The sequence below is a fragment of the Blautia sp. AF19-10LB genome (assembly GCF_003461245.1).
Lineage (GTDB): Bacteria > Bacillota > Clostridia > Lachnospirales > Lachnospiraceae > Blautia_A > Blautia_A intestinihominis.
In genome coordinates this window covers 130,125-144,852 of sequence record NZ_QTWS01000004.1, presented here as the reverse complement: position 1 = coordinate 144,852, position 14,728 = coordinate 130,125, and the positions used below count along the sequence as shown (strand labels likewise).

Sequence of the window (14,728 nt, the reverse complement as noted above, 5' to 3'; positions counted from 1 at the left end):
TTGTTAAAAATAACAAATGCTAACAAGAAAAAACACTGCTTTTTCTGTGCATATTGGCACATTTTTGGCAGTACAAATCAGGCTCAGACTATTGCACTAGGATGCATATATTGCTATAATAAAGCAGAATATAGGAACTCCAGTGCTGTCACTGACAGATAATAGGGAATCAGGTGCGAATCCTGAACGATCCGGTCACTGTAAGCGTAAGAGAGGATTGCAGAAGCCATTGCATGTGAAGTTGTGTGAGAAGGCGTGATCTTAGAATACTCTGCAAGTCAGGAAACCTGCTGGAGAATCAGTGAAAAGCTTCCGAAGAAAGCAGAATTTCACAGAAACGAAACATCCGGTTATGCAAAGAAGGATGTTTTATTTGTGCGACTGAAGTCTACTCATCTGGATCGGAGAGTAGGCTTTATATTTTTGCAGTGTAAGAGGAAAAATCCTATATGAGATACTTACAGAAATGCGTTTTATAAGAGGAGAGAGGCATATGCATTCGAAAAAATTTCTCGCTGCATTCCTTGCATTGAGTATAACAGCTGCACCACAGGCATCGGTCATGGCATCAGCAGAAAATGCATCGGCGCAGGAAAGCAGTGAAGACTCATCAGGAGAATCTGATGAAAATACAGCTCAGGAAACAGAAGAAACTGATGCGGGCGAAACAGAGCAGAACACAGACGATGTATCATCAGGAGAAGAATTCCTTCAGATAACAGACAAAAAAGCGTATGCAGAGGATGATTCCATTCTGATCGAGATTGTCTCTGCCAATACAACTTATAACAGAGTATATATCGGAAACAGAACAGACGAAGACCGCACACCGGTAATTGAGGGCTCTCTGGATGAAGCGGGCAGATATCATTATCTGTTTTATATCGACCCGAAGTACCTTGGTGAAAAAGCGGCTTATGTCCCGGGAAATACAGAGGATGACAGCTGGTATACAGAGGAAGAACTGTATTTTATGCTTCCGTCTGAAGTATCAGAAACACCTGTACAGGAAACAACGGATACAGCAGAACCTTCTGAAACAGTACCGACAGCAGAAGAAAATACTTCTGCAGATAATTCCGGCGAAGGAATGATTTCAAAGAGCTCAGACAGTTCAGACGGCGATTCTGCTTCTCTCTGGCAGATCGGAGCACTGGAAGAGACTGGTGCAGAGCAGACTACAGCAGCCGAGGACTATCGTATTGAAAGTCTGGAAAAAGACAATACGACAGAAGACAGTATTGCTGAGACAGAAGCAGATGCCGTTTCCATGACAGATGGTACGTATAAAGCAGATGATTTCTCATTCAGCGGCGGTACAGGAAAAACAAAGATCACCTGTGAAGGGATTACTGTAAAAGACGGTCAGACCTATGCAACGATCAAATTCAGCAGCAGCAGTTTTACGAAACTGGTTGTGGACGGCAAAGAATATCAGCCTGCAAGTAACGAAGGCGGTTCTTACTTTGAGATTCCGGTGACTTTAAATACAGATATGACGATCACCGGAACGACGATCGCCATGACAGAGCCGCATGATATTGAATACGTTATCCATATCACAAAGAGCGGTGCAGACACACCGGATGCCACTCCGACAGTCACACCACAGCCGACAGCCACACCGAAGCCGACTTCTGCACCATCCAGTGATATTCCGAAGGATGGAACCTATACAGGCACGGTGACACATGTATCTGGTACGGCTACGATGTTCAAGATCAATGCATGTGAGATTACGGTCAAGAATGGTAAGGTTACTGCAAAAATCACATTGAGTGGAACAGGATACGACAGGCTGTTTCTTGGAACCAAAGAAGAGGCTTTGAAGGCGGCAGACAGCAAGCTGATTTCCTACAAAGTTGATGCAGAGGGTAAATATACCTATGAATTTGCATTGGAAGGTCTGAACAAAGATACGAAACTGGCTGCGCGCTCTCATCGTTACTATGAGGCTGGTGATAAGGATAAAATGTGGTATGACCATACGCTGAAATTCAACGTAGATACCAGCAATTCCGGAACTGGCGGAGATGGTTCCAAAGATGATAATTCGAACGGAAATAATTCAGGGAATAACTCTAATGGAAATAACAGTTCCAATGGAAGTAACTCCAATGGAAGCAGTTCCAGCGGCAGCAACAGTTCCAATGGAGGCAGCACCGGTGGAAGTGGTTCTCATGGAAGCAGTTCTGGCGGCAGTTCAACTGGTTCCGGCGGAAGCAGTGGATCCGGTGGAAGCAGCTCGAGTACAAATAACTACAAATCAAATACAGATGGCAAGACAAGCCAAGTAGATTCTTCTGCCGGCGGCTTAAAGGATGGGGAATATGGCTCTGATCAGTTCTCTTTCTCCTGGTCAGGTGGAACAGGTACGCATGGTCTTAATATTACCTGCGACAAGATCAGCGTCGAAGATGGACAGGCATGGGCGTATGTGACATTCAACAGTGGCAAATGGATCTATGTGAAAGCAAGTGGAAACCAGTATGATCCGGTAGATCAGGGGGACAAATACAGTACCTTCAAGATCCCGATCCAGCTGAATGCCAACAATAAAGTCGTAGGCTGTACAACAGCGATGTCCAAGCCGTACGAGATTGAATATACTCTGTATTTCGGCATGGATATCCCGGACAGCAGTTCCGGCAGTAAGAGTTCCGGTGGCAGCAGTGTGACTGCAAAGGCAGCAGGAAATTCCACAAAGCTTGCAGACGGTCAGGAAGCCGAGACAGATGCTGGCACCGTATACAAGGATGATGCGGCGCCAAAGATCACAGGTCTGGAATATATGAGCTCCCTGAAACTGGAACATTCCAAAATGTTCAAGATCCATTATTACAACAACGATATGACCGTGCTTGAGATCACTCTGAATGATGAGTTTGGCAAGGACAGTGTGGATCTTACACAGAATAACGCGGCACAGACTTCCGCAGACGGCACGAATGAAGAAAGTACAGCAAAGACTTCCAGTGCGGATGGAGAGGAGAACGCAGCGACAGAACAGGATTACGCAAAACTTTATAAGCAGGAAGTCATCCGCTACCTTCTTGTTCCTGAGGACAAAGCCGATCAGATTCCGGCAGGAATCGACAAATCCATTATTGTGATCCAGCTTCCGATGGACAAGACATATGTTGCTTCTGACGTGGCACTGGAAATGATCGATAAGATCGGTGCAGACAAAAATGTATCTGCGGTTTCTGCGACAGCAGACGACTGCAAGATCGCTGCAATCAAAGAATCCCTTGGAAAAGGCGATATCATTTCAGCAGGCACTTATGATAAAGCAGACCTGAAAGAACTTGTAAAAAATAAATGCAAACTGGCGATTGTACCGTCCGATATCCTGACAGCGAAAGCAGAGGATACAGGGGACGACAGTACGGAAGATACTGCTGATGCAGAACAGACGGATGATGCACAGAGCGATGAAAACCAGATCGCAGCGAAATATCCGGAAATGACTGCTTTTGCAGAAAAACTTGCAATCCTCAAGATCCCGATGATCCTGGATCGTTCCAAAGATGAGAAGGATGTCCTTGCAAAATATGAGTGGAGCAAAGTATATGGGGCTCTGTTCGGATGTGAGAAGGAAGCGTCCAAACTTTATGAAGCTGCTGTAAGCGGACATAGCGGAGATAACTCAGAAAGCTCAGACACATCGGAAAGTACAGATACAACAGAAAATACAGATACAGAACAGTAACACAGTAATCATGGGAGCGGGCGGTCTTCGGATCGCCCGTATATAAAAATCGGAGGATAAAATAAGAATATGAAAGAAAGAAGTACAGGAAAACTGTGGCTGCCGCTTATGGCAGCATGCCTTCTCATGATGGGGATTTTCAGCCTGTCCGTGAGCACAAAAGCAGCAGATAACGATTCCTCTGCACCGGAGATCCCCGGTCTGACTTTTCAGTCAGAAATGCAGAATGAGTTTGCAGAATGCTTCCATATATACTATTACAACGATGACTATACTCTGATCGATGTGCCGGACAGCGGCCAGTTCCTTCTGGTACCGGAAGGAAAGAGTGCCCCTGACGGACTGGATGAGGATATCGTGGTGCTTCAGAAGCCGCTGGATAATATTTACCTGGCAGCGACATCTGCAATGTCTCTTTTTTCTTCCCTGGACGCACTGGATGACATCAAGTTTTCTTCCCTCCAGGCATCTGGATGGTATGTTGATGCGGCAAAACAGGCAATGGAAAACGGCGACATCGTTTTTGCCGGCAAATACAGTGAGCCGGATTATGAACTTCTCGTAAATTCCGGATGTAATCTGGCAATTGAATCAACGATGATCCTTCACACCCCGAAGGTACAGGAGATGATCGAGCAGATGGGAATCCCTGTATTCACAGACCGTTCCAGTTACGAAAACCATCCGCTTGGACGTACCGAATGGATCAAAGTTTATGCAGAAATGGTTGATAAGAGAGATGAGGCGAAAGAATTCTTTGACGAACAGGCAAAGATCATCTCTGATCTGAAAGATTTCAAAAATACAGAAAAAACAGTCGCTTTCTTCTATATTAATACAGATGGCTCCGTAGTCGTAAGAAAACCATCCGACTATGTGCCGAAGATGATCGAGATCGCAGGCGGTCGTTACGTTCCGACACAGGTGGACTCTGAGGAAGAAACAAAGCGTTCTTCCGTGCCGATGACGATGGAAGAATTTTATACACAGGCGATCGATGCGGATTATCTGGTATACAATGGAACGATTGATGATCCGATTAACAGCGTGGATGACCTTCTGCAGAAGAGCGAACTTTTTGCAGACTTCAAGGCTGTCAAAGAAGGCAATGTATGGTGTGCCGGCAAATATCTCTACCAGGCAACCGACATTGTAGGAAATATGATCACAGACATTCATCTGATGCTCACCGGCGGAGATGCGAGCCAGATGACCTTTATGACAAAAATTGATTAAATACAGGAGAAAACATGATGAAAGCACAGACAGGTGAGGGCACCGGAACCTTCCACATGGAAAACTTCCGGCGGCGTTCACGTTACGCAGCAGTATTTGCAGTACTTGCAGCGGCACTTTTTGCAATTCTGATATTAAACATCAATACCGGAACGACAAACATTCCGGTCTCACGTATCCTGAAGATCATTTTCCTGCGGGAAGGTGCACAGACAGAATACAATATTATCTGGAAGATCCGAATGCCGCGTCTTCTGATGGCGGCGATCCTGGGCGGTGCACTGTCCCTTTCCGGATTTCTGTTACAGACCTTTTTTGAAAACCCTATCGCCGGACCATACCTGTTGGGTATTTCTTCCGGAGCCAAAATGGTCGTAGCACTGGCAATGATCTATTTCCTGGAGAAATTCAACAAAGTTTCTTCCTATACATTAGTAATTGCCGCTTTTATCGGATCTCTGATAGCAACAGGATTTATCCTTCTGGTATCCAGACGCATCAAACATATGGCGACACTTCTGATTGCCGGAACTATGATCGGTTATATCTGCTCTGCGATCACGGATTTTATGGTTACGTTTGCAGAGGATTCCGATATCGTAAACCTTCATGGCTGGTCCCAGGGAAGTTTCTCCGGTATGAGCTGGAGTAATGTACATATTGCAGCAGTGATCGTAGCTGTTGCAGTCGCACTGACATTTATGCTCTCCAAACCGATCGGTGCCTATCAGCTGGGCGAAGCTTATGCACAGAGCATGGGCGTTGATATCAAGGTCTTTCGTGTGACACTGATCCTTCTGTCCAGTATCCTTTCGGCTACAGTAACTGCTTTTGCGGGTCCGATCTCTTTCGTGGGAATCGCAGTTCCACATCTGGTAAAACAGGCACTGAATACTTCCAGGCCACTGGTCGTCATTCCGGGAACCTTTCTGGGAGGAGCAGTCTTCTGTATGCTCAGTGACCTGATCGCAAGAACAGCATTTGCACCGCTGGAACTGAACATCAGTACCGTAACTTCAATCTTTGGCGCGCCGGTTGTCATCGCAATGATGCTGAAACGTCAGAAAGGAAAACAGTGATATGGCAGAGCAATATATAAATATGGATAATCTGGCAGTTGGCTATAACGGAAAAGCCCTGATCCATGACATCTGTATCGGAATCGAAAAAGGAGAGATCGTGACACTGATCGGACCGAATGGTGCCGGCAAATCCACGATCCTCAAAAGTATCACACGCCAGCTCAAGATCATTTCCGGAAATGTAAAGATCGCAGATGCAGATCTCTCTAAGCTGTCTTTCCGTGACCTGTCTACCAAGATGGCGGTAGTCCTGACGGACCGTATGAAACCGGAACTTATGACCTGCCATGATATTGTGGCTACCGGACGTTATCCATATACCGGCAAGCTTGGAATCCTGAGCAGGGAAGATGAGCAGAAGGTTGATGAAGCGATGGAAGCAGTCCATGCACAGGAACTTGGCGACCGTGATTTTAACGCGATCAGTGACGGACAGCGGCAGCGAGTTCTCCTGGCAAGGGCAATCTGTCAGGAACCGGAGATCATCGTTCTGGATGAACCTACTTCATTCCTGGATGTGCGTTACAAACTGGAACTGCTTTCAATCCTCAGAAATATGGCAAAGAAAAAAGGAATCACCGTGATCATGTCGCTCCATGAGATCGATCTGGCTGAAAAAGTGGCCGACAAGATCATCTGCGTAAAAGGCGACCGCATTGCACATTACGGAAAACCGGAAACGATCTTTAAGGAAGAAGCGATCCGTGATCTTTATGGAATTGACAATGGATATTTTGACCCGGTCTTCGGAAGCCTGGAACTTCCAAGACCAGAAGGAGAACCAAAGACCCTGGTCATCTCCAGCGGTGGAACCGGAATCCCAATTTACAGAGAACTGCAGAGAAAAAATATCCCATTTGCAGCCGGGATTCTCTATACCAATGACATCGACTATCAGCTGGCACGCCTTCTCGCTGTACGGACTGTGACAGAGAAGCCGTTTGAGGAGATCAGTGATGAGACATTTGCAGAAGCCATGAAATTGGTGGATTCCTGTGAAAAAGTCATTGATGCCGGAGTAACAGTGGGGAAAACGAACAGCAGAATCGCAGAGTTGATCGAAAAAGCAAAGAATGATAAAAAACTTGAAAAAAGATGACAGAATCACGGGGACGGAGTTATATGGCACTTCAGGGCCATTAACTCCGTCCCCGTGGTTCGTCATGGGTATAACTATCCAGTATCCCATCGATCGACCGATGCAGATACGGCCTATATTCACTGAGTGAAACCGGCTGCTGATAAAGAATACAGCTGTAACAGGTGGAGCTTGCCAGCTCGATCACCGAAAACAACATCATATCCGGATGTTCATACGTATGTTCATCCTTCTCAAGAAGTCCGAGATATGCATCATAAAATACAAGATCTTCGTCTGGAACTTTGTCATCCAGAGCTGCCTGAAAGACACCCCAGGAAAGATTGCGGGAAATAAACATCAGAAGAGGAGAGTCACTTTCCAGGGCATCCAGAATAAAATCGATCATAAAGTGAAGCTGATTCCTAAAGCCTGTGATCTCCTGGTCGATCACGGCACGGTAAGCCTGGTAAAAAAGCTCCGAGGTCTTGTGTGATACCAGTTTATTTCGAATATCATATTTGTCTTTAAAATAAAGATAAAAGGTCCCCTTGGCGACGCCTGCTTTGTTTACGATATCAGAGATGGTCGTCTGGTTGGTGCCTTTGGTGGTAAAAAGCTCGAATGCAGTATTGAACAGCGCATCTTTCTTTTTCTGCTTTTTTACTTCTACTTTTCCCATAAAATCCCTCCTTCTGACCATACCTTTTGTGCTTTATTATAATCAAAAATGACCAGAAGTCAATATTAATTACGGACCAATCAACACAATGAAAAAAATAAGTTGTTTTTTGGACACTTTCGCATAATCGTATATTGACTAACAGTCAGTTTTGGTATATAACTCTTAATGATGAAAAGAAAATGACTGATAGTCATAAATGAAAAAGATAGTCAACAAGGAGGACATGATGATTAAGGTCGGTAAATGGATAGCGAAGCATAAAGTGCTGATCGTACTGATCAGTATGATTCTGCTGATACCGTCAGTGATCGGTATGGCGGCAACAAGAGTCAATTATGATATCCTTAGTTATCTGCCGGATTCCCTGGAAACTGTAGAAGGCCAGGATATCATGGTAGATGAGTTCGGAATGGGTGCGTTTTCCATGGTCGTTGTGGAAGATATGGACCTCAAGGACGTAGCAGCATTAAAAGAAAAGTTTCAGGATGTAGAGCATGTAAAGGATGTTCTGTGGTATGACAGTGTGGCTGACTTAAGCATCCCGGTAAGCATGATCCCTGATAAATTCAAAGATGCATTTTTTAATGGCGATGCGACCATGATGATCGCACTGTTTGACAATACAACTTCCTCTGATGCTGCGATGGAAGCAGTTACAGACATGCGTAAGATCGCAAATGAACAGTGCTTTATCAGTGGTATGTCAGGTGTTGTAACAGATATCAAGAACATTGCCCTGGAGGAGATGCCGATCTATGTTGTGATCGCAGCAGGACTTTCCCTTCTGGTACTGCTTCTTGCAATGGATTCACTCGTGGTTCCAATTCTGTTCCTTTTGAGTGTAGGTCTGGCGGTCCTGTATAACCTTGGAAGTAATATTTTTCTCGGTCAGGTCTGCTACATTACCAAATCACTGACGGCGGTACTTCAGCTTGGTGTTACAATGGACTATTCCATTTTCCTGCTGAACTCGTTTGAAGCATATAAGAAGAAATATGATGAGAAAGAACGTGCGATGGCACATGCGATCGCAGATACCTTCAAATCCGTAGCGGGAAGTTCCGTTACTACGATCGCCGGTTTCCTTGCACTGTGTGTTATGACCTTTGCCCTGGGACGTGATATGGGTATCGTTATGGCGAAGGGTGTTGTGATCGGAGTTGTCTGCTGTGTAACTGTTCTTCCGGCAATGATCCTCGTATTCGACAAGGCAATCGAGAAGACAAAACACAAGGCTCTGCTTCCGAACATGGACAAAGCTTCCGGTTTTATCACCAAACATTACAAAGTATGGCTGATCGTATTCCTCGTACTTCTGTACCCGGCAATCTATGGAAACAACCATACACAGATCTACTACAATATTGATAAATCTCTTCCGGCAACCCTGGCAAGTAATGTTGCAAATGATAAACTGAAAGAGGATTTTGATATGAGCACGATGCATATGATCCTGCTCAGGAATGGTCTGGACAGCAAACAGAAAACACAGATGCTCGACAAGATCGATGAAATAGACGGAGTAAAATGGTCTCTGGGTATGAACTCCCTGATCGGACCAAGTTTCCCGGAATCCATGATCCCTTCCAATATCAGGGAAATGCTGGAATCAGACAACTACGAAGTGCAGTTTGTCTGCTCTGAATATTCATCTGCAACAGATGAATGTAACGCACAGCTTGCTTCCATTCAGGAGATCGTTAAGGAATATAGTCCGGACTCCATGGTCATCGGTGAGGCACCTCTGATGAAGGACCTTCAGGATACGACAGATGTCGACCTTCAGCGAGTAAATATCCTTTCCATGGCAGCAATCTTCGTGATCATCCTGTTTGTATTCAAATCCATCTCCCTGCCGTTTGTACTTCTGGCGGTTATCGAGTTTGCGATTTATGTAAATATGGCAATCCCGTATTATCAGGGTGTAACCCTTCCGTTCGTTGCAAGTATCGTCATCGGTGCGATCCAGCTTGGAGCAACCGTAGACTATGCGATCCTGATGACAAGCAATTACCAGAAACAGCGTCATCTTGGCAAGACCAAGAAGGAATCTATTTCTATTGCACATAAATTCTCCATGAAGTCTATCATCGTAAGCGGATGCAGCTTCTTTGCAGCAACCTTCGGTGTAGCTCTTTACTCACAGGTAGATATGATCGGTTCGATCTGCACTCTGCTTGCGAGAGGTGCGGTGATCAGTACGGTCGTTGTACTGCTTGTACTTCCGGCGATGTTTATGGTATTTGACCCGATCATTGTTCGTACATCAAAAGGCTTTTTGCCGGACAAAAAATAAAATCAACACATAAATGAATGAAGCCCCCGGGCTGGAAAAGGAGTCAAGATATGAACAGAAACAGAAAGAAAGTAGTGGTAGCTTCTCTGGCAACAGGAATGGCAGTTGTTATGGGAACAGTGCCGGTACTGGCTGCGGACAGCAGTGTTTCAAAACAGGAAACTGTATATGTAAACGCTTCAGCAAGTGGTACTCCGCAGGAAATCACTGTATCTGAATGGCTGAAAAACTCAGCTTCCTCAGGAAATTTAAGCGATGTGTCCGATCTTAAAGATATCAAGAATGTCAAAGGTGATGAGACCTTTGACCAGGACGGCGATGACCTGACCTGGAATACAGAGGATAAGGATATTTATTATCAGGGAACTACTACCAAGGAACTGCCGGCATCTGTAGAACTTACCTATTACCTGGACGGTGTTCAGGTAAGTCCGGATGATCTGGCAGGCAAGAGCGGTCATCTCAAGGTCGAAGTAAAATACACAAACAATGCCAAGAACAAAGTAAAAGTCGGCAAGAAAAAGACAGACATGTATTCACCATTCGTCATGGTGACAGCAATGATCCTTCCGGTCGATAATTTCACAAATGTAACGATCGACAATGGTAAAGTCCTTTCTGACGGACAGAGAAACATTGCAGTCGGCGTAGGTCTCCCGGGACTGGCAGACAGCCTGGATCTCAAGAGCATCGATAAGGATATCGACATTGACATTCCGGAAGGCTTCACAATGGAAGCAGATGTGACAGATTTCAGCATGAGTTCTACCTTTACTTTCGGAATGACAGACCTTCTGGATTCCATTGATACAGATGATATTGACGGTCTGGATGATCTCAAGGATTCCATGAAAGAACTTACAGATTCTGCAACTAAGCTGGTGGATGGAGCCAAGGAACTTTCTGATGGTACTACCACATTGAATACGAAATACAAAGAACTGGATGACGGTATTGCTTCACTGAAAAGCGGCGTAAGTACATTAAACAGCGGTGCTGCAAGCCTGAAGAGTGGTGTTGCATCTTATACTTCCGGTGCAGATACCCTTGCGTCCGGTGTAAATCAGTATGCATCCGGTGTAAGTAAGCTGACCAGTTCCCTCACAGAATATAATCAGGGTGTAAATACTCTTGCAGCCGGTGCAAAAGCTTACGTCAGCGGAACAAACACTCTTGGGAGTGGTGTAAAGGCTTATGTACAGGGCGCTACACAGCTTGGAAACGGAATTACTACGTATGTTGATGGAATCGGAACACTGGTAGAGGGTGTTGGAAAGAGCGCAAAGGGTGTCAAGGAAGCGGCAGCAGGAATCAGTGCTTTTGCAGAAAAAGCAGGTTCAATGGTAGGAGAACTTTCCGATACAGTTACAAAGATCAACACATATGCAGACAGTGTAAGTGCTTATGCACAGGGAACAGCACAGTTTGCAGACAGCGTAAAAACATATGCGGCAGGCGTTGCACAGGCACAGCCGGTTGCTGAACAGCTTGCACAGCTTCTTGGAAGCATGACAGGAAGCAGCGAAAGTGAAGACTCCAAAACAGAGCAGATCACAAGCGGTCTTGCACAGGCAATGGAGGCAGCAGATTCCATTGAGGCATCTACAGATGATTCCGTAGCGGATCAGGTGAGTGAAGCAGCAGATGCAATCAGCGAAGCAGCGGGTGCAGGAGCAGCAATTCAGGGTGATGCAGGAACGATCGCCGGCGGTCTTGCAAGTGCAGAATCTGCAATTGATATTCTGAGCAGCATTGATACTTCTTCTATGGATGATGTAACAGCAGCGGCTGTAAACAGCGCAGTGGAAAGTGCGATCGGAGCAATTTCCAGTGGTGTGGATACCGCGCAGAGTGGAGTTGACAGTCTTCAGGAACATGCAGATCAGGTATCTGGTCTTTCTGAACAGGCTGGAGAAGTTCAGGCAGCAGCAGCTACGATCAGTGCACAGAGCAGCCAGAATGAGGCGGCAGCAGATGCAGTATCACAGCTTAAGGATGGTCTGGATCAGATTTCTGATGGTCTGGATGAGGATGACGATGCTGATTCCACAGGAGATGCAATTGACAGTGCAGCACAGCTTGCAGCAGGTCTGAATGCAGCCCTGACACAGCTTACCGGTAATAATGAAGCGTTAGAGACAGTAGCTGACAATCTGATCACGAACGGAACCGGAGAGGGAGAATCCCTGACAAATGCTTCCGCTCAGGTAAAAGAAGGAACAGCAGCACTTCAGACAGAAGTCGGAAGTATGCTGGATGGCGACCAGTTAACTAAACTTCAGAAAGGTGCAGAAGAACTCCAGACTGGTGCAGATCAGCTTCAGGAAGGTTATAATACAGCAAAGAAGTCAGCAACACAGCTGAAATCTGGTGCACTGAAACTGCAGTCTACCAATAAACAGCTTACAAATGGTGTAAGTCAGCTTCAGAAATCAGGAACAACGCTGACAAGTGGAGCAAACCAGCTTACAAGTGCAAGCAAGCAGGTTCAGAGCGGAGCAAGTCAGATTGACAGTGCAACAAGTACTCTGACAAGCGGAGCAAACCAGCTTTCTGCAAACAGTGGTACACTGAACAGCGGAGCAAGTCAGCTTGCAAGCGGAACACAGCAGCTTGCAAGTGGAACAGGCACACTTGTAAGTGGAAGTTCGCAGGTTAAGAGCGGAATCAATACGCTTGCCAAAGGAGCCAAGAAACTGGCTGACGGAACAAAGGAATTCAATGACAAGGGAATCAAGAAACTTGATGAAGCTGTAAATGATGATCTTCAGGATGTTCTGGATCGTCTGGATGCGCTTCGTTCTGATGATAATGCATACACAAGCTATGCAGGAAAGTCCGATAAGATGGATGGAAATGTGAAGTTTGTCATTGAAACAGAAGCAATTGACAACGACTGATAATGATGATAACTTTTTCAGGGGAACGGTTTCAGACCGTTCCCCTGTTTTGTCTTGCGATGGCGGAGGGAGTCTGCTATACTGTATAGCAGGACATAGAAATCACAGAGAAAGTATCAGGTGATAAAATGGAAAAAACGAAACAGCGGGGCAATGTACCGGTTTCGAAAAAGACCAAAAAGAAATCCAAAACCAAATCCAGATCCAGAAATAATATCGGAGTGAAGCTTATAGAGAAACCAGAGTATTATGATTACAATCTGGTAGCGGCGATTATCCTTCTGACCTGTTTCGGTCTGGTTATGCTGTACAGTACCAGCGCATACACATCAACGATCAAGTATGGTGATGATATGTATTTCTTTAAGAAACAGGCGGCGATCAGCTTTGTATGTATTGCCGGTGCTCTGTTTATATCCATGTTTGATTATCATATCCTGGCAAGGTTTACAGGGGTTCTGTATGGTGTTGCTGCCGGCTCTATGGTACTGGTAAGAACACCTCTGGGAACTGTTTCCAATGGTGCCAGGAGATGGCTCAGAATCGGACCGATTCAGTTTCAGCCGGCAGAGATTGCCAAGATCGCCGTGATCGTCTGTCTTTCCTACATGATCGTTCACATGGGCAAGAAGATGAATTCACTCAAGGCATGTATGACACTTGGGGCAATGGGAACATTTCTTGCATTGCTGGCATATGTCTGCACAGATAACCTCAGTACAGCCATTATTATTTTCTGTATTACAGTGGGAATGATTTTTGTGGCACATCCCAAGACCAGGATTTTTCTGATTCTTGTGGCGGTGGCAATTGCGTTTCTGGCGATTCTTGTATTTGTTATTGGTCAGAGTGTAAAGGAGACAGATGATTTCCGTCTGAATCGAATCATCGCGTGGCTTCATCCTGAGAATGCCACAGGAACTGCGGCATACCAGACCATACAGGCGCTTTATGCAATTGGTTCCGGAGGCTTTCTGGGACGTGGACTTGGTAACAGTATTCAGAAGCTTGGAAGCGTACCGGAAGCACAGAACGATATGATCTTTTCTATCATCTGTGAAGAACTTGGAATCGTAGGGGGCGTGATTCTTCTGCTTCTGTTTGGATATCTTCTTTACAGGCTGTGTTTTATCGCACAGAATGCACCGGATCTTTTTGGGTCGCTGATTGTCAGCGGTATCTTTATACATATTGCACTGCAGGTAATTCTGAACATTGCAGTCGTAGTAAATCTGATGCCAAATACCGGTGTCACGCTGCCGTTTATCAGCTATGGAGGTACCTCGATCATGTTCCTCATGGCCGAGATGGGACTGGCCTTAAGCGTGTCCAGGCAGATTAAACTCAAGACACCCGAAAGGGCAGCCTAAAATAACAGAAAATCTATTGACAAATAGTTTTCCAGAATATATACTTTGCACATCAAAGTAGTGAAAAAGCATACTTGATAAAGGAGAAAAGCAATGTTAGATGAAATGAAAAAAATGCTCGCAGAACAGTTAAACTGCGACGAAAACGAGATCACAGCAGATACTTCTTTTAAAGATGACCTTGGAGCAGATTCCCTTGACCTGTTCGAACTGGTTATGGCACTGGAAGATGAGTACAACATCGAGATACCTGCTGAGGAACTGACAGAACTGGAAACAGTGGGAGACGTGATCGAGTATCTTAAAGGCAGAGGAATTGAGGCATAATTGCAAAAACACTCCCTGAGGCATATAATTGTCTCAGGGGTT

The 14,728-nt window shown here is 45.4% G+C and carries 9 protein-coding genes and 1 riboswitch; of the genes, 8 read left to right on the top strand and 1 reads right to left on the bottom strand.

What is annotated here, in order from left to right:
* Positions 1 to 123: 123 nt before the first annotated feature.
* A riboswitch (cobalamin riboswitch) is annotated at positions 124 to 309 on the top strand.
* A 184-nt stretch (positions 310 to 493) separates the two neighbouring features.
* From DWX28_RS04340 to DWX28_RS04325, 4 genes are all read left to right on the top strand, one after another.
* Positions 494 to 3,712: a hypothetical protein gene (locus DWX28_RS04340; protein ID WP_118251954.1), complete on the top strand. Its 3,219-nt coding sequence runs from the start codon at positions 494 to 496 to the stop codon at positions 3,710 to 3,712.
* Positions 3,713 to 3,781: 69 nt separating this feature from the next.
* The gene (locus tag DWX28_RS04335) at positions 3,782 to 4,948 is read left to right on the top strand and encodes an ABC transporter substrate-binding protein (protein WP_022214932.1); all 1,167 of its coding nucleotides are present in this window, start codon (positions 3,782 to 3,784) and stop codon (positions 4,946 to 4,948) included.
* A 14-nt stretch (positions 4,949 to 4,962) separates the two neighbouring features.
* Positions 4,963 to 6,027 (top strand): FecCD family ABC transporter permease, encoded by a 1,065-nt coding sequence (locus DWX28_RS04330; protein WP_022214933.1) that lies wholly within the window; start codon positions 4,963 to 4,965, stop codon positions 6,025 to 6,027.
* Between the two features lies 1 nt (position 6,028).
* Positions 6,029 to 7,129, top strand: a complete 1,101-nt coding sequence (locus DWX28_RS04325) for an ABC transporter ATP-binding protein (protein WP_022214934.1) — start codon at positions 6,029 to 6,031, stop codon at positions 7,127 to 7,129.
* A 40-nt stretch (positions 7,130 to 7,169) separates the two neighbouring features.
* On the opposite strand, the gene DWX28_RS04320 is transcribed toward DWX28_RS04325, so the two are convergent.
* The gene (locus DWX28_RS04320) at positions 7,170 to 7,790 is read right to left on the bottom strand and encodes a TetR/AcrR family transcriptional regulator (RefSeq protein WP_022214935.1); all 621 of its coding nucleotides are present in this window, start codon (positions 7,788 to 7,790) and stop codon (positions 7,170 to 7,172) included.
* Between the two features lie 229 nt (positions 7,791 to 8,019).
* On the opposite strand from DWX28_RS04320, the gene DWX28_RS04315 reads away from it, so the two are divergent.
* The 4 genes from DWX28_RS04315 (at position 8,020) to acpP (ending at position 14,686) form a co-directional block, all read left to right on the top strand.
* Positions 8,020 to 10,089, top strand: coding sequence for an efflux RND transporter permease subunit (locus tag DWX28_RS04315; RefSeq protein ID WP_118251952.1), 2,070 nt, complete (start codon positions 8,020 to 8,022; stop codon positions 10,087 to 10,089).
* Positions 10,090 to 10,139: 50 nt separating this feature from the next.
* Positions 10,140 to 12,989 carry a hypothetical protein gene (locus DWX28_RS04310; protein WP_022214937.1) on the top strand — a complete coding sequence of 950 codons (2,850 nt, stop codon included), beginning with the start codon at positions 10,140 to 10,142 and terminating at the stop codon, positions 12,987 to 12,989.
* A 128-nt stretch (positions 12,990 to 13,117) separates the two neighbouring features.
* Positions 13,118 to 14,359: an FtsW/RodA/SpoVE family cell cycle protein gene (locus tag DWX28_RS04305; protein ID WP_118251951.1), complete on the top strand. Its 1,242-nt coding sequence runs from the start codon at positions 13,118 to 13,120 to the stop codon at positions 14,357 to 14,359.
* Positions 14,360 to 14,452: 93 nt separating this feature from the next.
* Positions 14,453 to 14,686, top strand: coding sequence for an acyl carrier protein (gene acpP, locus DWX28_RS04300; protein ID WP_022214939.1), 234 nt, complete (start codon positions 14,453 to 14,455; stop codon positions 14,684 to 14,686).
* The last annotated feature ends 42 nt before the right edge of the window (positions 14,687 to 14,728 follow it).